This is a genomic window from Amycolatopsis sp. lyj-90 (assembly GCF_046549035.1).
GTDB lineage: Bacteria > Actinomycetota > Actinomycetes > Mycobacteriales > Pseudonocardiaceae > Amycolatopsis.
In genome coordinates, this window is sequence record NZ_JAJPWP010000004.1 from 180,446 (window position 1) to 198,027 (window position 17,582).

Sequence of the window (17,582 nt, forward strand, 5' to 3'; positions counted from 1 at the left end):
GCCATCCTGGCAGGTTCGGGTTAGTTTGCCTGCATGGCGAAAAGCTCGGCGGTGGAGATCGAGGTCGGCGACCGGACCGTGCGCGTCTCGAACCCGGATCGCGTCTACTTCCCGGCGCGGGGCGAGACCAAGCTGGACCTCGTCCGGTACTACCTCGCGGTCGGCGACGGGATCGTGCGGGCACTGCGGGAGCGGCCGTGCATGCTGCACCGGTTCCCGTCCGGCGTCTCGGGGGAGAAGGTCCACCAGAAGCGCGTCCCGAACGGTGCCCCGGACTGGCTGCAGACCGTCCGCGTCGACTTCCCTTCCGGCAGGCACGCCCACGAACTGTGCGTCACGCATCCCGCCGACGTGATCTGGGCGGTGCAGATGTCGACCGTCGAGTTCCACCCCTGGAACTCCCGCCGCGCCGACACCGAACGGCCCGACGAGTGGCGGATCGATCTCGACCCGATGCCCGACTGCCCGTTCTCCACCGTGCGGAAGGTCGCCCACACCGTCCGCGAGATCCTGGACGAACTCGGCATCGTCGGCTGGCCGAAGACGTCCGGCGGCGCCGGCCTGCACGTCTACGTCCGGATCGAACCCCGCTGGGGCTTCCAGGAGGTCCGCCGGGCGGCGCTCGCCTTCGCGCGCGAGGTCGAGCGCCGGATGCCCGACGAGGTCACCACCACCTGGTGGCGCAAGGACCGCGATCCCGCGAAGCTGTTCGTCGACTACAACCAGAACGCCCGGGACCACACGATCGCGAGCGCCTACTCGGTCCGCGGCGTGCCCGAAGCCGTCGTTTCGACCCCGATCACCTGGGACGAGGTCGACGACGTCGAGCCGCGGGAGTGCACCATCGCCACCGTTCCCGCGCGCTTCGCCGAACTCGGCGACCTGCACGCGGGCATCGACGACACCGCGTACTCCCTGGACACCCTGCTCGAGTGGGCCGACCGCGACGGCCTCGACAGCGACGGCTAGCGCCTTTCGCAACTAGAGGACTAATTGCGGAGATGCTTCGAGGCTGACGGCCGTGCCTTCCCCCACGCGCGTGACATGAAAGGCCCGTTACTTGCAAAATTTGCAAGTAACGGGCCTTTCATGTCACGCGCTATGCCACTAAACGCGGGGGAGGAGGGGCGTCGGTCACTTGCCGATGTAGGCCTTCAGGTGTTCCCCGGTGAGCGTCGACCCGGCCGCGACGAGGTCCGATGGCGTGCCCTCGAAGACGATCTTGCCGCCGTCGTGGCCGGCGCCGGGGCCGAGGTCGATGATCCAGTCGGCGTGCGCCATGACCGCCTGGTGGTGCTCGATCACGATCACGGACTTGCCCGCGTCGACGAGCCGGTCCAGCAGGCCGAGCAGGTTCTCGACGTCGGCCAGGTGCAGACCGGTGGTGGGCTCGTCGAGGACGTAGACGCCGCCCTTGTCGCCCATGTGCGTCGCGAGCTTCAGCCGCTGCCGTTCACCGCCGGAGAGCGTGGTGAGCGGCTGGCCGAGGCTGAGGTAGCCGAGCCCGACGTCCTTGAGCCTGCCGAGGATGGCGTGCGCGGCCGGGATGCGCCCCTCGCCCTCGCCGAAGAACTTCTCGGCTTCGGACACCGGCATCGCGAGCGCCTCGCTGATGTTCTTGCCGCCGAAGGTGTACTCCAGCACCGACGCCTGGAAGCGCCTGCCTTCGCACTCCTCACAGGTGGTCGCGGTCCCCGCCATCATGCCGAGGTCGGTGTAGATGACGCCCGCGCCGTTGCAGTTCGGGCAGGCGCCCTCGGAGTTGGCGCTGAACAGCGCGGGCTTCACGCCGTTGGCCTTGGCGAAGGCCTTGCGGATCGGTTCGAGCAGGCCGGTGTAGGTGGCCGGGTTGCTCCGCCGCGAGCCGCGGATGGGGGTCTGGTCGACCGAAACCACGCCCTCGGCGGCGGGGATCGAGCCGTGGATCAGGGAACTCTTGCCGGAGCCCGCGACACCGGTGACGACGCAGAGGACGCCGAGCGGGACGTCGACGTTCACCTTCCGGAGGTTGTGCCGGTCCGCGCCGCGGATCTCCAGTTTGCCGGTGGGCTTGCGGACGCCGTCCTTGAGCGAAGCCCGGTCGTCGAGGTGCCTGCCGGTGCTGGTGTCGCTGGCGCGCAGGCCTTCGACGGTGCCCTCGAAGCAGATCGTCCCGCCCGCCGTGCCCGCGCCGGGGCCCAGGTCGACGACGTGGTCGGCGATGGCGATGGTCTCCGGCTTGTGCTCGACGACCAGCACCGTGTTGCCCTTGTCGCGCAGCTGCTGCAGCAGGTTGTTCATCCGCTGGATGTCGTGCGGGTGCAGGCCGATGGTGGGCTCGTCGAAGACGTAGGTGACGTCGGTGAGCGAGGAGCCGAGGTGCCGGATCATCTTCGTGCGCTGCGCCTCACCGCCGGAAAGCGTGCCGGACGGCCGGTCGAGGGACAGGTAGCCGAGGCCGATGTCCACGAAGGAGTCGAGCGTGTGCTGCAGCTTCTCCAGCAGCGGTGCCACCGACGGCTCCTTGAGCCCGCGGACCCAGTCGGCGAGGTCGCTGATCTGCATCGCGCACGCGTCGGCGATGTTGATCCGCTTGATCTTCGAAGACCGCGCGAGCTCGCTGAGCCGGGTGCCGTCGCATTCGGGGCAGACGGTGAAGGTGACCGCCCGGTCCACGAAGGTGCGGATGTGCGGCTGCATCGCCTCCCGGTCCTTGGACAGGAACGACTTCTGGATGGTGGGGATCAGCCCCGAGTAGGTCAGGTTGATGCCCTCGATCTTGAGTTTGACCGGCTCCTTGTAGAGCAGGTCGTCCAGCTGCCTCTTGGTGTACTTCTTGATCGGCTTGTCGGGGTCGAAGAAACCGCAGCCGCGGAGGATGCGGCCGTACCAGCCGTCCATGGAGAAACCGGGGATCGTCAGCGCGTTCTCGTTGAGGGACTTGGTGTCGTCGTAGAGCGCGGTGAGGTCGATGTCGTTGACCTTGCCCCGGCCTTCGCAGCGTGCGCACATCCCGCCGGTGATGCTGAATTCGCGGCGTTCCTTCGTGGTCCGCCCGCCCTTCTCGACGGTGACGGCGCCCGCACCGGAGATCGAGGCGACGTTGAAGGAGAAGGCCTGCGGCGAGCCGATGTGCGGCTTCCCGATCCGGCTGAAGAGGATGCGCAGCATCGCGCTGGCGTCGGTGGCGGTGCCGACCGTCGAGCGCGGGTCGGAACCCATCCGCTGCTGGTCGACGATGATCGCGGTGGTGAGGCCGTCGAGCACGTCGACGTCCGGCCTGGCCAGCGTCGGCATGAAGCCCTGCACGAAGGTGCTGTAGGTCTCGTTGATCATCCGCTGCGACTCGGCCGCGATCGTGTCGAAGACCAGCGAGCTCTTACCAGAGCCGGAGACACCGGTGAACACCGTCAGGCGCCGTTTCGGCAGCTCGACCGCGACGTCCTTGAGGTTGTTCTCGCGGGCGCCCAGCACGCGGATGAGGTCGTGGCTGTCGGCGGGGTGCTCCTCGGGCGGCTGCGGCCTGGTGGTCTTGCTCATCGTGTCTCCATCCTCATGTGGGCCGCGTGTACGGTCCGTCAGCCTCACCGGGCTCGATCTAACCAGTTTCGAGCCGTTCGTCCTCTTCGAACGTTCGGTGATCACGCTAGGTGAGTACGCAGGCGCTCGCTTCTCGATTCCTGACCGGTGGTCAGACGCTCCAGCCCTCGCTCCTGGTCGCCTTGAGGAAGTCCTCGACCGGCGGACCGACCGGCCTGCCCTCGTACTGCGTCGACAACACCACCGACGATCTGATCTCGCCGTGTTTGCCCAGCCGTTCGAAGAGGCCTTCGAGATGTTCGAGCGATACCGCCCGCACCTTCAGCATGGTGCAGCGGTCACCGCTGAGCCGGTGCAGTTCGACCACTTCGGGGTAGTCCTCCGACTTGCTGGTGCGCAGCAGGCAACTGCCGAGCGAGCAGCGCATCTCGACGAACGCCTGCAGGTCGTACCCGGCGCGCCGCGCGTCGACCTGGGCGCGGTACCCGGTGATGACGCCGGCCTCCTCCAGCCGCCGGACCCGTTCGGCGACCGCGGGCGCGGAGAGGTTGACGCGGCGGCCCAGTTCCTTGAACGAGAGCCGCCCGTCGCCCTGGAGTGTTTCGACGAGCCGCCAGTCGAGGTCGTCCAGCGCTCTTTCCGATCGTAAGGTCATCGCGCCCGGATTCCTTTCATGATGGGCCTCGCACCCCCGCGAGGCCTTCATCAGCCTATTCGCCGGGGCCTCCGGAATCCCTAGATTTGAATCATGAAACCGATGATCGCGCTCTTCGTGGGCGTCGCCTGTCTCAGTACCGCGGTCGTCGGCCTGTCGACCACGGCGGCGTTGATCGTGGTGGAGCACGCCGGCGCCGCGTGGAGCGGGCTGCCGAACGCCGTGCTGGTACTCGGTTCCGCGGCGGGTTCGCTGTCGTCGGGAGCGCTGGCCGCCCGCTACGGCAGGAGGTTCGTCCTGGTGCTGATGTACGGCGCCGCCGTGGCGGGCGCGCTGATCTCGTTCGCGGGGGTGCTCGGCGGGTCCGTGCTCGCGCTGGTGGCGGGGATGCCCTTGATCGGCTTCGGCAACAGCGGTGCGCAGTTCTCGCGGTACACGGCCGCCGACCTGTCTCCCGAGCACCGCAAGGGTTTCGCACTGTCCACAATGGTCTGGGCGGGGACCGTCGGCGCGGTCGCCGGGCCCGCGCTGATCGCGCCCGCCGCGGCGCGGGCGGAGGCCGCCGAACTGCCGGCCCTGTCCGGTCCGATCGTGGCGGGTGCGGTCGTCGTGGCCATCGCGGTGGCCGCCGTGGCCACCCTGCCGCGCGGTCTCGCCGCCCCGGTGGAGGGAGTGCCGAGGCGGGAACGGATGTCCGTGCGGAACCCGGTGATCCTCGGGCCGCTCGTGGCGATGGTCGGCGCCCAGGTGGCCATGGTGGCGGTGATGACGATGACCCCGGTCCAGTTGCACCAGCACGGCCAGGGACTCGACGTCGTCGGCTGGGTGCTGAGCGCGCATCTGATCGGGATGTTCGCGCTGGCGCCGTTGTCCGGCTGGATCACCGACCGCTGGGGTGGCCGCGCGGCCATCTTCGGCGGGATCGGCACGCTCGCCGTCGCGGCGGTCACCGCGATCGGCGCCCCCGATTCGCATCACGTGGGAATCCCGGTCGCGATGTTCCTGCTGGGCTACGGCTGGAACCTGGTGTTCGTCGGGGGCAGCGGCATGCTCAGCCGCGACCTCCCGCCGGCTCAGCGGGCGAGGGCGCAGGGCACGGTCGACGCCTTCGTCTGGGGGACCTCCGCGGTGGCGAGCCTTCTCGCCGGGCAGCTGTTCGGCCTGGGTGGGTACGTTCTGGTCGCCGTCGTGGGCGGCCTGTGCGCCCTCGTCCCGCTCGCGGTGCTCGGCCGCCGGGCCGCCGTTCCGGAGCCCGTTGAAAAAGTCGCGCGTCGTTGATCTGCGAAACCCGGGCCTTGCCGTCATACTGCTTCACTCCGACACGAACGAACCCGTGATGACACAGATCACGTCGGTGACCGATTCGGAGGGTCCTAGGGTGAAAGCAGACAAGGTGCGGGAGATCGGGGGTGCACGATGAGCGAGTTCGCGGTGAATCTGCGGGACCGGGTACGGCAGGCCAGGGAGGACGTCCGGATCGCCAGGCGGGACTCGGACGAGGACCGTGCCTCGGCCGTCGGCGCCGATCTGGCCAACCTGGAGCGCCTGGCCGCCGAACACGGGGTGGAACTGCCCTCGCAGGCCACGGACGACGCCCGGGCGTGACCCCGGGTTCCGCCCCGGTGATCGGCCTTTGACACCCTGGGGCGCGTGACCGAAAGCCTGAACCGCATCCGCGCCTTCCTGGCGGATCGTGAACCGCCGACACCGTGCCTGGTCGTGGACACCGACCTGGTCGCGGAGCGTGCGGCCGCGATCTCCGGAGCGTTCCCGGACGCGCTGATCCGGTACGCGGTCAAGGCCAATCCCGCTCCCGAAGTGCTCGACGCGGTGCTGTCGGCGGGTGCGGGGTTCGACGTGGCGGGGACGGCGGAAATCGGGCTGTGCCTGTCCCGTGGCGCGCGAGCGGCGGAACTGGCCTACGGCAACACGATCAAGAAACCGGCGGACATCGCGTTCGCGTATGCGCGCGGAGTCCGTGAGTTCACCACGGATTCCGTCGGTGATCTGGAGAACCTGGCCGAGCACGCGCCCGGTTCGCTGGTCTCGGTCCGGCTGCTGACCGGCGGGCCGGACTCGGTCACGCCGTTCGGGCACAAGTTCGGCTGTGAGCCCGCGGTGGCCGCCACACTGCTCCGCCGGGTGGTGGAAGCGGGCCTGCGGCCGGGAATCGCGTTCCACGTCGGCTCGCAGCAACCGGATCCGGCCGCGTGGGAGATCGGGATCGCGACAGCGGCCAAGGTCGCCGCCGACGCCGGTGTCGGCCTGGAGCGGCTCAACATCGGCGGCGGGTTCGCCACCGAGCACCGGGAACCCGTACCATCCCTGCCCGATTACGCGGCGGTGATCCACGCCGCCCTCCGGGAACATCTGCCCGGCCCGGAACTGATGCTCGAGCCCGGCCGCGTGATCGTCGCCGACGCGGGGCTCATCAGGACCGAAGTGGTCCTGGTGACCACGCGCGCCGCCGCCGACGAACGCCGCTGGGTCTACCTCGACGTCGGCAGGTACAACGGAATGGCGGAGTGCGAGAACGAAGCCGTCGCGTATCGGCTGGAGGCCGTCGGCGTTAAGGGTCCGGAAGGGCCGGTGGTCCTCGCCGGGCCGACCTGCGATGGTGACGACGTGCTTTACCAGCGGACGCCGTGCGCGCTGCCGAAGTCGTTGAAGGCGGGCGACCGGCTGGACATCCCGGGCACCGGGGCCTACACCGCCAGCTATTCGTCCGTCGCCTTCAACGGAATCGAGCCGTTGCGCACCTATTGTGTGGGGAGGTTCGCCGATGCCGGGTGAAGAACCACTCGTCGGCCGGTTCGCCGGCCGCCATGTCCTCGCGGAGTTCGAGGGGATCGAGCCGTCGCTGCTCGACGACGCCGAGGTCCTGAAGAAGACCCTCGCCGACGCGGTCACCGAGGCGGGGGCGACGGTCTGCGAGGTCGTGTCGCATGCCTTCGCCCCGCAAGGGGTCACCGTGCTCGCGCTGCTGGCCGAGTCGCACGCGTCCGTGCACACCTATCCGGAGATCGGTTCGGTGTTCGTGGACGTGTTCACCTGCGGGGACCGGGCGGATCCGGAGCGGGCCGTGGCACTGCTGGCGAAGATGCTGGGCGCCGGTACCGTCCGGATGTCCACTGTGGAACGAGGAGAAGGCTGATGGCGCAACGAGTGATCGTCGAGCCGATGGGCGCGGGGCTCACCCGGAACTGGGACGTCGAAGAGGTCCTGTTCGAGGGCCGCACCGCGTTCCAGAACGTCCTCATCGGACGGACCGCGCAGGGGATCTCCCTGTTCTGCGACGACGAACGGCAGAGCACCGAGCTGAGCCAGCTCGTGTACCACGAAGCGCTGATGATCCCGTCGTTGCTGCTCGCGGATCGTGTCGAGCGGGTGCTGATCATCGGTTCCAGCGAAGGAGTCGCCTCCGAGCTCGCGGTCGCCGCGGGGGCCGAGGTGGTCGACCACGTCGACATCGACGCCGAAGCGGTCCGGGTCTGCGCCGAGCACCTTCCCTACGGCTACTCGCTCGAGGAGCTGGCCCGTGCCGAACGCGGGGAAGGGAAGATCCGCGTCCATTACCGTGACGGCTGGGAGTTCCTCGCCGAAGCGCGGGAACGCGGGGACACCTACGACGTGGTCGTGATCGACCTGCCGGACGAGAACGACGATCCGGCGGCGCAGCACAACCGCTTGTACGGCAACGACTTCCTGACCCGGTGCGCGGCCTTGCTCACCGAGGGCGGTGTGGTCGGCTGCCAAGGGGGCTGTCCGACGCTGTGGCGCAACCAGACTTTGGTCACGTCGTGGCGCCGGTTCACCGAGTCGTTCGGGACCGTCCTCTACTACGGTTCGGACGAGCACGAGTGGGCTTTCTTGAGCGGCAGGGCAGACGTCCTCGGCGATCCCGGCGCCTTCGTTGCGGAGAAGATCGGCAAAGCGGGAATCGGGGAGTCCACTGTGGACGAACAGGCGCTGAGGGGGAACACGGTTCCGCCGATTTCCTTGCGGCGGCAATAGGAACCTTCGCGAACCGTTATCTCGTCGAGATCATCCGGTCGGCTCGGCCCGTGACGAACTCGTGCAGGATCCTCCATCTGGTCGTTGCCGGGCGCCGTGGTGCGGGGCCAGAATCGCTACAGTGAATATTTGGCGCGAGGGCATCGTCGCAGGAGTGGACAGGGAGTCCGCGGTCTGCGCGGCATTCGCGAGCCTGACGGCGAGCGTGGCGGAAGATCTCGGACCGGATCGGGTCGTGGACACGTTGGCCAGCGAATGTGTGCGGCTGCTGCCGATCGATTCGATGGAAGTCTTCCTGCCGGGGCTGAAACTGGCGCGATATCCCGCGGTGGTGGAGGAAGGCCCCGCGCTCGAGTCGTTCGAAACCGGCAGCGACGTCGCCGTGAAGGATTTGGCCGCCGAGATTTCGCGCTGGCCCACCTATGTCGCGAGGATGGTGGGATCGGGCTATGCCGCGGTTTCCGCTCTTCCGATGCGGATGATGGGGGAAACCGTCGGTGCGGTCACCCTCCTGAGTGTCGAAACCGAGGTCTTGAGCGCTGAAGACCGCCGGCTGGGGCAGGCGCTGGCCGATGTCGCGACCCTGTGCCTTCGCCAGCAACGGGAAGTGAGTCGCTATCGGACGCTTTCCGGGCAGTTGCAGAGGGCGCTCGACAGCCGGGTCATCATCGAACAGGCGAAGGGTGTGCTCGCCGAGCGTGCCGGGATCGGTGTCAGCACGGCGTTTCAGCGGTTGCGTGCCTTCGCCCGCAGCTCGAACCGGAAGCTGTCGGAGGTCGCGCACGGGGTCGTGAACGGCACGGTCGACAGCGAAAAACTTCTTCGGTCGCGAAACCGGTGACGACCGCCGAAAATCGGGCGGCAGGTGCCGGTAGGGCCGTTGGTCACCTGAACAGGGGACTTGTCCTGGTGAACGCGCGACCGTGCGGCCCTAGGGCGCGAGAGCGCGATCGGAAAGGCTTCACGCAGATGAGAGGATGCGTGAAGTCATGGCACTACTGGGAAGCCTTCTGGGGAGGAGCCGCTCGGTACGGCCGAGCCTGCTTCCGTTGCTGGAGTTGAGGTCGGCGGCTTTGACACTGCGGACCGGTTACGGGCTCGCGCCGACCGGATCGGGGACGGTCTGCTTCGTCGCGGGCGAGCGTCCGGGCGACGGCACGGAGGCGGAGATCATCGCCGGTCTCGCCGGTGACTCCGCTCGCCGTAACGTGGTCACCCACGACGCGCACGGGCGGACGATCGTGCGCTGCTGGCGGGAGAACGGCGATCTCGACTGGCTGCTCGACGACCTCGTCGACGTCAACGCCAACCTTGCACAGGCCGGTTTCGTGTCCTGGCTGCTGCATACGACGGTGGACTTCGCCGAGCTGCGGGACATGCGTCATCCGAGGCTGACGATGGTCTACCGCAGGGAGCGTGGCACCTTCTACCCCTACGCCCCGCGCGGGACCCGCGGCCGAGACCGGGCGACGGAACTGAAGATCCGCTCGTCGTTGACCCGGATCGTGCCGATGGAGGCCGACATCGGCCGGTGGCGCCCAGTCTGACGGGCGCCCGCCCGGCTCAGCCGGGCGCGCCGCTGAGCCAGCCGCGCAGCCGCTGGACACGCCGGTCCCGCGGGTTCCAGCGTGGGAAGCGGTACCGGCGCCGCGGCCGCGTGGCCGGAGCGGCGGCGTCGAGCTGCCGGAAGGCGATCAGGACATCGTCGAGCAGGGAAGCCGGCTTCTCGGGTTTCGCCGCGATCCTCGGCACTCTTTCGAGTTCGGCGGAGACCAGTGCCCGGAGGGCACCGGCGTGCGTGCCGGGACGGTGTCGGGTTTCGCAGATCCTCGTTGTCACGTCCCGGTCACCCTTCCCCTGCGCCGATCCGGCGGTTCGTCACCTTCGACGATGCGGCATCGCGGGCCGCTCCGGTCACCGCCGAAGGTAGTGGCATCGAGGGCACAAAGACCCCACTAAGTCGCCGATCGGGTACGGCGTGTCACGGGTTGGCGTCGAAAGGCCGGGCTCGCCGGAGACGGTGGGACAATGTCCGGCGGTTCCCGTCTTCCCCTCTGGGAAAAGGACTTCATGCCCTGTGCCGGCGTCACGCCGGAGGGCAGGCTGTCGGCGGACGTCCGCCGGTGCCGGCGGCGAGACGGGAGGCCGGTGATGGCCGGGATCCAGTGGCGCGCCGCCGTGGTCGTCGGCGTGGACTCCTCGCAGTCGTCGCGGGCGGCGGTGCGCTGGGCCGCGGGGGAGGCGGCGAGACGGGACAGCGCGCTGAAGCTCCTCCACATCGACAGCGGTCGCCGGGATCGCGGCGTGGCGGACAACCTCGCCGCCGCGAGTGTCGCGAAAGAAGCCGAACCGGCGGTGCCCACCGAACACCAGGTGAAACTCGGCGAGATCACGGGCGAACTGGTCGCGGCGTCGCGGTCGGCGTCGCTGCTGGTGCTGGGAACACACGGTTTCGGCGCGTTGCGCGGGGCGCCGATCGGCGCGGTCGCCGCGGAGGTGGCCGGGCACGCGGGGTGCCCGGTGGTCGTCGTCCGCGGGCTGACCGCTCCGCGTCGGGGCGAAGTGGTCGTCGGGGTCGATCCGTCCGGTGACAGCGAACACGCCCTCGCTTTCGCGCTCGACAGCGCTTCGGCGCGGAACACCGACCTGGTCGTCGTCCACGCCTGGCACGATGGCGTTCTCGATGCGGGCGCAGACCTGGCGAGTGTCGAAGCGGCGGAGGAGCGCGCACTGGAGGACAGGATGGCGGCCTGGCGCGACAAGTACCCCGGCGTCGGCCTCCGGCTCGCGGTCGTCCGTGACCGCAACGTGGCCCGCGCGCTCATCCGGGCCGTCCCGCACGCGGGGCTGATCGTGATCGGATCGTCCGGCGGCGGGCTCGGGAGCACAGCGCAGGCGCTGCTGAGCCGGGCGCGCTGCCCGGTCGCCCTGATCGGCGGACCGGCACGAGGGTGAATGCGGCCGCGAGCAGGATTGACTTTCGTGAATCTGCCGGACAATGGGTCCCGGCGACACCACGATCGACGGAGAAGGTGCATGGTTAACCCGACCTCCCCGCAGCCCATGCCCCCGGCCGCGGCCCCGATCAGGGTGCTGCTCGTCGAGGACCACAAGATGGTGGCCGAAGCACTCGGCGCGGCCTTCGAGGAATTCCCGGAGATTCACCTGGTGGCCTCGGTGGAGTCCCTCGCGCACGGCATGATCGCGGCGGAGGAGCACCTGCCCGACATCGTCCTGCTCGACCGGCGGCTGCCGGACGGCGACGGGATCGAGGCGATCACGAGGTTCCGCGCGATTTCGCCGTTGATCAGGGTGCTCGTGCTGACCGGCGACGCGAACAGCGCCATCGCCGCCAGGATCCTCGAGGTCGGCGGAGCCGGGCTGCTGCTGAAATCGGGTCTCCTGGACGAGCTGGTCACGGCGATCCGCACCGTCGCGGCGGGGGACGTGATCATCGACCCCGAACTGCTCGGCGGTGCCCTGGCCATGCTGGCCGGGAGTTCCGGCAGGCTCGGCCCGGTGCTGACGCTGCGGGAGCGGCAGGTGCTCGGCCTGATCGCCGAAGGGGCGGGAACCGACCGGATCGCCGAAGAGTTGCGGCTCGCGCGCAATACCGTGCGGAATCACGTGCAACGCATCCTGGTGAAGACCGGAACCCATTCGAAACTCGAAGCCGTGGCGCACGCGCGAAAGAATGGCCTCCTCGAACGGCCGTAGCGGCGGGGCGTATCCGAGTGCCAAGCTGCACTATGGCCAAGCTGCCATCGGGACCGGCGCCCGATCATCGCAGTGCTGTGCTCTTCGAGTTGTTCGTGCACAGCGTCGTCGACTACGCCATTTACATGCTGGACGTCGACGGCCGGGTGATCAGCTGGAACCAGGGAGCGGAACGGATCAAGGGGTATTCCGAGGAGGAGATCCTCGGCAGTCACTACTCCGTTTTCTACACCGAGGACGACATCGCCGACGGGAAACCCACCGCGGAGCTGCTGATCGCCGCCGAGGTGGGCAGCCATGAAGACGAGGGCTGGCGTGTTCGCCGCGGTGGTGAACGGTTCTGGGCCAACACCGTGCTGACCGCGTTGAGGGACGGCCAGGGCGACCTCGTCGGTTTCGGCAAAGTCACCCGCGACCTCACCGAACGCCTCAAATCACAGGAAGAAAGGACGGGCAGGCGGCAGGCGTTCGCGCATTTGGTACGGGCACAGGAAACCGAACGGCGCCGTATCGCGTGGGATGTTCACGACGATTCCATTCAGTCGATGATCGCGGTGAGCATGCGGCTGCAGATGCTCGCCGCGCAACGGCGGGATTCCGCTTTGATGCAACTCGACGACGCGATTCAAGGGGCGATCCGGCGGCTGCGGATCCTGGTCGCCCAATTGCGTCCGCCCGCGCTGAACGACGAGGACCTGGTCGCCTCCGTCCGCGACTACCTCGACGAGGTCGTCGCCGGCTGGGGGCTGGACTGCACGCTGCGCCACGACTTCACCGGAAAACCGCCGCCCGACCTCGTCGTCACCGTCTTCCGGATTCTCCAGGAGGCGCTGGTGAACGTGCGGAAGCACGCGAACGCCACCACGGTCGTGGTGTCACTGACGGGGAAGGACGGCGGTCTGCTGGCGAAGGTCGCCGACAACGGCGACGGGATGAAGCGGGGCGGCGAGAGTTCTCACGAAGCGTTGTCGGGCGAGCACATCGGTATGGCATCGATGCGTGAACGCGCGGAAGCGGCGCAAGGATGGTTCCGGGTTTCCAGCAGGCCGGGTGAAGGTACGTCCGTTGCCTGCTGGATTCCGCTGGCCCTTCCCGGGCCCGTGCGGAGCTGACGGTATCCCCCTGGACCTGGGGAACCCGAAAGAAGGAGGCACCTCCATGCCGGAACCGGGGAACAAGCGAGCGTCGAGAGACGCGGTCCGCGTGGGCGGGGCGCTCAACGACGAAGGCCTGCAACGGTTGCTGGAGGGGTTGAAAGCCGTTCGTGACGGCGATTTCAGCACGCGGCTGCCCCAAGAGGACGACGTCCTGATGGACGAGATGGCCGTCGTCTTCAACGGGATGGTCGATCAGCTGGCGTTGTTCACCTCCGAGGTCACCCGGGTCGCCCGCGAGGTGGGGACCGACGGCAAACTCGGCGGCCAGGCGGCGGTGCCTTCGGTCTCGGGGACCTGGAAGGACCTCACCGATTCGGTGAACGCGATGGCGGGCAACCTCACCGGCCAGGTTCGTGACATCGCCGAGGTCGCGACAGCGGTGGCGAAGGGTGATCTGTCGCAGAAGATCACCGTCGACGTCAAGGGCGAGATGCTGGAGTTGAAGAACACGATCAACACGATGGTGGATCAGCTGTCGTCGTTCGCGGACGAGGTCACGCGGGTCGCGCGCGAGGTGGGCAGCGAGGGACGCCTGGGCGGCCAGGCCGAAGTGCCCGGGGTGGCGGGGACGTGGCGGGATCTGACGACGTCGGTGAACTTCATGGCGGGCAACCTCACCGACCAGGTCCGCTCGATCGCCGAGGTCACCACTGCGGTCGCGAAGGGGGATCTGTCGCAGAAGATCACGGTCGACGCGCGGGGCGAGATCCTGGAGTTGAAGAACACGATCAACACGATGGTGGATCAGCTGTCGTCGTTCGCGGACGAGGTCACGCGGGTGGCGCGCGAGGTCGGCACCGAAGGCGCGCTCGGCGGGCAGGCCCAGGTTCCCGGGGTGGCGGGGACGTGGCGGGATCTGACGACGTCGGTGAACTTCATGGCGGGCAACCTCACCGCGCAGGTGCGGTCGATCGCCCAGGTGGCCACGGCGGTCGCGAAAGGCGACTTGTCGCAGAAGATCACCGTGGACGCGCGGGGCGAGATCCTGGAGTTGAAGAACACGATCAACACGATGGTGGATCAGCTGTCGTCCTTCGCCGACGAGGTCACGCGGGTCGCACGCGAGGTCGGCACCGAAGGGCGGCTGGGTGGTCAGGCGGACGTCAAGGGGGTGTCGGGGACGTGGAAGGGGCTGACCGAGTCGGTGAACGTCATGGCCGACAACCTGACCGATCAGGTCCGCTCGATCGCCGAGGTCACGACCGCGGTCGCGAAGGGTGACCTGTCGCAGAAGATCCGCGTCGACGCGCGCGGCGAGATCCTGGAGCTCAAGGACACGATCAACACGATGGTCGGTCAGCTTTCGTCGTTCGCCGATGAGGTCACGCGGGTGGCGCGCGAGGTGGGTACCGAGGGGCGGCTGGGTGGTCAGGCGGACGTCAAGGGGGTGTCGGGGACGTGGAAGGGGCTGACCGAGTCGGTCAATGTCATGGCCGACAACCTGACCGACCAGGTCCGCTCCATCGCGCAGGTCGCGACCGCGGTCGCCCGAGGGGATCTGTCGCAGAAGATCACCGTCGAGGCCAAGGGCGAGGTCGCGGCGCTCGCACAGACGATCAACACGATGGTCGACACGCTGTCGGCGTTCGCGGACGAGGTCACCCGGGTCGCCCGTGAGGTCGGCACCGAAGGGATCCTTGGTGGGCAGGCCCGCGTGCCGAACGTCGCCGGTACCTGGAAGGACCTCACCGACAACGTCAACTCGATGGCGAACAACCTCACCGGGCAGGTCCGCAACATCGCCCAGGTCACCACCGCGGTCGCGCAGGGCGACCTGTCCCGCAAGATCGACGTCGACGCGCGGGGCGAGATCCTGGAACTCAAGACCACTATCAACACGATGGTCGACCAGCTTTCCGCGTTCGCCGCGGAGGTCACCCGCGTGGCACGCGAAGTCGGCAGTGAGGGGCGGCTCGGTGGCCAGGCCGAGGTGGAAGGCGTTTCGGGTACCTGGAAACGGCTCACCGAGAACGTCAACGAACTGGCCGGGAACCTCACCCGGCAGGTCCGGGCGATCGCCGAGGTCACCAGCGCGGTGGCCACCGGCGACCTCACCCGGTCGATCTCCGTCGAAGCGCAGGGCGAGGTCGCGGAACTGAAGGACAACATCAACGCGATGGTCCAATCGCTGCGTGAGACGACGCGGGCGAACGAGGAGCAGGACTGGCTCAACACCAATCTGGCGCGGATCTCGGGCCTGATGCAGGGCCACCGTGACCTGCGGGTGGTGGCCACGCTCATCATGAACGAGCTGACCCCGCTGGTCGGCGCGCAGCACGGGACGTTGTTCCTCACCGAGTCCGGCGAGAGCGGCACGCGACTGCGGCTGATCACCAGCTACGGGCACAGCGAGGATCCGGACAGTCCCTCGGGTTTCGCGATGGGGGAGTCGCTGATCGGGCAGGCCGCGCAGACCAAGAAACCGATCGTGGTCGACCGGACCCCGCCGGGTTTCGTGAAGATTTCGTCGAGTCTCGGTTCCGCCCCGCCGGTCACCCTGATCGTGCTGCCGATCGTCTTCGAGGACCAGGTGCTCGGCGTCATCGAACTGGCGTCGTTCGGTGAGTTCACCGCCGTCCGCAAGGACTTCCTCGAACAGCTGATGGAGACCATCGGCGTCAACGTCAACACGATCATCGCCAACGCGCGGACCGACTCCCTGCTGGAGGAATCGCAGCGGCTCGCCGAGGAACTGCAGGCACGTTCGGAGGAACTCCAAGCGCAGCAAGCGAAACTCCAGCGGTCCAACGCGGAACTGGAGGAGAAGGCCGAACTGCTGGCACGGCAGAACCGCGACATCGAGGTCAAGAACTTCGAAATCGAGCAGGCGCGCCAGGAGATCGAGGAACGCGCGCAGCAGCTCGCGCTGGCGTCGAAGTACAAGTCCGAGTTCCTGGCCAACATGTCGCACGAACTCCGGACCCCGTTGACCAGCCTGCTGATCCTCGCCGGGGTCCTGTCGCAGAACTCGACCCAGAACCTGACACCCAAACAGGTCGAGTTCGCCAAGGTGATCCAGTCCGCGGGCACCGATCTGCTGCAGCTGATCAACGACATCCTCGACCTGTCGAAGGTCGAGGCGGGCAAGATGGACATCCACCACGAGCCGTTCCCGCTGCGGCAGCTGCTCGACTACGTCGGCACGACCTTCCGCCCGCTGACCGCGGAGAAGGGGCTCGACTTCCAGGTCACGGTGGAACCCAACGTGCCGGAACTGCTGTTCACCGACGAGCAGCGGCTACGGCAGGTGCTGCGCAACCTGCTGTCGAACGCGGTCAAGTTCACCGAGGACGGCAGCGTCGAGCTGCGGGTCAAACTGGTCGACACCATCGTTTCGCCTTCCGCGGCCGGGCACGAGTCCCTGGTCGCGTTCAGCGTGATCGACACCGGGATCGGGATCGCCGAAGAGAACCTCGATTCGATCTTCGGCGCCTTCCAGCAGGCCGACGGCACCACCAGCCGCAAGTACGGCGGCACCGGGCTCGGCCTGTCGATCAGCCGTGAGGTCGCGTACCTGCTCGGCGGCGAAATCCGGGCGGACAGCGTGCTGGGCACGGGCAGCACGTTCACCCTCTACCTGCCGGTGGCCAGGTTCACCGTGCCCGCGAGCCCCGGTGAGTCCACTGTGGACAAAGCTGGGTCGGAGCGACGGGTCCTGGTCGTGGAGAGTGACCAGAACAGCCTGCTGACCCTGCTCGCCCGCGGGGTCGCGGCCGACGTCGCGGACAACCACGGCTCGGTCCAGGTCCGCGCGGTGGCCAATCCGGCGGAAGCGTTCGAAGAACTGAAACGCGACAACTACCGCTGCGTCGTACTCGACACCAGTATCCCCGGAACGGGCGCGTTGACCTTCCTCAAACGTCTCGCGGACGGACCGCGTCCCTTCGAGGTCCCGGTGCTGGCGCACGCGACCCGCAAGCTCAGCGCCGCGCAGGACCGGTTGCTGCAAGGGCACGCGCGCGTGCACCCCGTCGAACTGCTGCCCTCGCTGGACATGCTGCGGGAACGCATCATGCTGCACATTTCGGCCAGCGAACTCGAGGGCATCCTGCCGCTGATGCAGCAACCCGAGGTGACTCCGGCGGAGACGGCGCAGGTCACCGACGTGCCCGCCGATCCGCCCGCCGGACCGCCTCGGCTGCAAGGGCGCAAGGTCCTCCTCGTCGACGACGACGCCCGCAACGTGTTCGCGATCTCGGGGATGCTCGAACTGCACGGGCTGTCGGTCGTGCACGCGCCCAACGGCCGCAAGGGCATCGAAGAACTGCTGTCCGACGACGGCATCGACCTGATCCTGATGGACGTGATGATGCCGGAGATGGACGGCCACGCGACGACGGCGGCGATCCGCGAGATGCCGAGGTTCGCCGGCCTGCCGATCATCACGGTGACCGCGAAGGCGATGGAAGGGGACCGCGAGAAGAGTCTCGCCGCCGGGGCGAGCGACTACGTCACCAAACCGGTGAACGCGGCGGAACTGCTGGCCTGTATGGAACGCTGGCTGGCGGACTGACGACCGC

The 17,582-nt window shown here is 68.2% G+C and carries 15 protein-coding genes; 12 read left to right on the top strand and 3 right to left on the bottom strand.

Translation table 11 applies throughout. The features are described from left to right. Nucleotides 1-33: 33 nt before the first annotated feature. Complete coding sequence (ligD, locus tag ACLJPX_RS16785) at nucleotides 34-969, top strand: non-homologous end-joining DNA ligase (RefSeq protein WP_410600897.1); 936 nt, start codon at nucleotides 34-36, stop codon at nucleotides 967-969. Between the two features lie 165 nt (nucleotides 970-1,134). On the opposite strand, the gene ACLJPX_RS16790 is transcribed toward ligD, so the two are convergent. Together ACLJPX_RS16790 and ACLJPX_RS16795 are read right to left on the bottom strand one after the other, a co-directional pair. Next, nucleotides 1,135-3,519: an ATP-binding cassette domain-containing protein gene (locus ACLJPX_RS16790; RefSeq protein ID WP_410600898.1), complete on the bottom strand. Its 2,385-nt coding sequence runs from the start codon at nucleotides 3,517-3,519 to the stop codon at nucleotides 1,135-1,137. Between the two features lie 151 nt (nucleotides 3,520-3,670). Next, nucleotides 3,671-4,174, bottom strand: a complete 504-nt coding sequence (locus ACLJPX_RS16795) for an Lrp/AsnC family transcriptional regulator (RefSeq protein ID WP_410600899.1) — start codon at nucleotides 4,172-4,174, stop codon at nucleotides 3,671-3,673. Nucleotides 4,175-4,267: 93 nt separating this feature from the next. Between ACLJPX_RS16795 and ACLJPX_RS16800 the strand changes: the two genes are divergently transcribed. From ACLJPX_RS16800 to pspAB, 7 genes are all read left to right on the top strand, one after another. Then, nucleotides 4,268-5,452, top strand: a complete 1,185-nt coding sequence (locus ACLJPX_RS16800; RefSeq protein ID WP_410600900.1) for an MFS transporter — start codon at nucleotides 4,268-4,270, stop codon at nucleotides 5,450-5,452. 138 nt (nucleotides 5,453-5,590) lie between these two features. Beyond that, the gene (locus tag ACLJPX_RS16805) at nucleotides 5,591-5,779 is read left to right on the top strand and encodes a hypothetical protein (protein WP_101607415.1); all 189 of its coding nucleotides are present in this window, start codon (nucleotides 5,591-5,593) and stop codon (nucleotides 5,777-5,779) included. 45 nt (nucleotides 5,780-5,824) lie between these two features. Then, complete coding sequence (locus ACLJPX_RS16810; protein WP_410600901.1) at nucleotides 5,825-6,967, top strand: type III PLP-dependent enzyme; 1,143 nt, start codon at nucleotides 5,825-5,827, stop codon at nucleotides 6,965-6,967. Further along, on the top strand, nucleotides 6,957-7,328 hold the full coding sequence (speD, locus tag ACLJPX_RS16815) for an adenosylmethionine decarboxylase (protein ID WP_410600902.1): 372 nt from the start codon (nucleotides 6,957-6,959) through the stop codon (nucleotides 7,326-7,328). The genes ACLJPX_RS16810 and speD overlap by 11 nt, the downstream gene beginning before the upstream one ends. Continuing rightward, on the top strand, nucleotides 7,328-8,188 hold the full coding sequence (locus ACLJPX_RS16820; protein WP_410600903.1) for a spermidine synthase: 861 nt from the start codon (nucleotides 7,328-7,330) through the stop codon (nucleotides 8,186-8,188). Before speD ends, ACLJPX_RS16820 begins: the two co-directional genes overlap by 1 nt. 235 nt (nucleotides 8,189-8,423) lie before the next feature. After that, on the top strand, nucleotides 8,424-9,029 hold the full coding sequence (locus ACLJPX_RS16825) for a GAF and ANTAR domain-containing protein (RefSeq protein ID WP_410600904.1): 606 nt from the start codon (nucleotides 8,424-8,426) through the stop codon (nucleotides 9,027-9,029). A gap of 148 nt (nucleotides 9,030-9,177) precedes the next feature. Beyond that, the gene (pspAB, locus tag ACLJPX_RS16830; protein ID WP_410600905.1) at nucleotides 9,178-9,735 is read left to right on the top strand and encodes a PspA-associated protein PspAB; all 558 of its coding nucleotides are present in this window, start codon (nucleotides 9,178-9,180) and stop codon (nucleotides 9,733-9,735) included. Between the two features lie 16 nt (nucleotides 9,736-9,751). Here the strand turns inward: pspAB and ACLJPX_RS16835 are convergent, their stop codons facing one another. Beyond that, a complete protein-coding gene (locus ACLJPX_RS16835) occupies nucleotides 9,752-10,027 on the bottom strand; it encodes a hypothetical protein (protein WP_410600906.1) in 276 nt (91 codons plus the stop codon). Between the two features lie 189 nt (nucleotides 10,028-10,216). Here ACLJPX_RS16835 and ACLJPX_RS16840 point away from each other — a divergent pair, with 189 nt between their 5' ends. From ACLJPX_RS16840 to ACLJPX_RS16855, 4 genes are all read left to right on the top strand, one after another. After that, nucleotides 10,217-11,143 carry a universal stress protein gene (locus ACLJPX_RS16840; protein ID WP_410600907.1) on the top strand — a complete coding sequence of 309 codons (927 nt, stop codon included), beginning with the start codon at nucleotides 10,217-10,219 and terminating at the stop codon, nucleotides 11,141-11,143. 81 nt (nucleotides 11,144-11,224) lie between these two features. Beyond that, complete coding sequence (locus ACLJPX_RS16845; protein WP_101607421.1) at nucleotides 11,225-11,905, top strand: response regulator; 681 nt, start codon at nucleotides 11,225-11,227, stop codon at nucleotides 11,903-11,905. A 32-nt stretch (nucleotides 11,906-11,937) separates the two neighbouring features. Continuing rightward, nucleotides 11,938-13,017: a PAS domain S-box protein gene (locus ACLJPX_RS16850; RefSeq protein WP_410600908.1), complete on the top strand. Its 1,080-nt coding sequence runs from the start codon at nucleotides 11,938-11,940 to the stop codon at nucleotides 13,015-13,017. A 46-nt stretch (nucleotides 13,018-13,063) separates the two neighbouring features. After that, nucleotides 13,064-17,575, top strand: coding sequence for a HAMP domain-containing protein (locus ACLJPX_RS16855; protein ID WP_410600909.1), 4,512 nt, complete (start codon nucleotides 13,064-13,066; stop codon nucleotides 17,573-17,575). The last annotated feature ends 7 nt before the right edge of the window (nucleotides 17,576-17,582 follow it).

Excerpts from the sequence above, each read along its gene's own strand:
- ligD (WP_410600897.1), top strand. The coding sequence starts at position 34 with ATGGCGAAAAGCTCGGCGGTGGAGATCGAGGTCGGCGACCGGACCGTG.
- pspAB (WP_410600905.1), top strand. The coding sequence starts at position 9,178 with ATGGCACTACTGGGAAGCCTTCTGGGGAGGAGCCGCTCGGTACGGCCG.
- ACLJPX_RS16790 (WP_410600898.1), bottom strand. The coding sequence starts at position 3,519 with ATGAGCAAGACCACCAGGCCGCAGCCGCCCGAGGAGCACCCCGCCGAC.
- speD (WP_410600902.1), top strand. The coding sequence starts at position 6,957 with ATGCCGGGTGAAGAACCACTCGTCGGCCGGTTCGCCGGCCGCCATGTC.
- ACLJPX_RS16845 (WP_101607421.1), top strand. The coding sequence starts at position 11,225 with ATGGTTAACCCGACCTCCCCGCAGCCCATGCCCCCGGCCGCGGCCCCG.
- ACLJPX_RS16795 (WP_410600899.1), bottom strand. The coding sequence starts at position 4,174 with ATGACCTTACGATCGGAAAGAGCGCTGGACGACCTCGACTGGCGGCTC.
- ACLJPX_RS16850 (WP_410600908.1), top strand. The coding sequence starts at position 11,938 with ATGGCCAAGCTGCCATCGGGACCGGCGCCCGATCATCGCAGTGCTGTG.
- ACLJPX_RS16820 (WP_410600903.1), top strand. The coding sequence starts at position 7,328 with ATGGCGCAACGAGTGATCGTCGAGCCGATGGGCGCGGGGCTCACCCGG.
- ACLJPX_RS16840 (WP_410600907.1), top strand. The coding sequence starts at position 10,217 with ATGTCCGGCGGTTCCCGTCTTCCCCTCTGGGAAAAGGACTTCATGCCC.
- ACLJPX_RS16805 (WP_101607415.1), top strand. The coding sequence starts at position 5,591 with ATGAGCGAGTTCGCGGTGAATCTGCGGGACCGGGTACGGCAGGCCAGG.
- ACLJPX_RS16800 (WP_410600900.1), top strand. The coding sequence starts at position 4,268 with ATGAAACCGATGATCGCGCTCTTCGTGGGCGTCGCCTGTCTCAGTACC.
- ACLJPX_RS16855 (WP_410600909.1), top strand. The coding sequence starts at position 13,064 with ATGCCGGAACCGGGGAACAAGCGAGCGTCGAGAGACGCGGTCCGCGTG.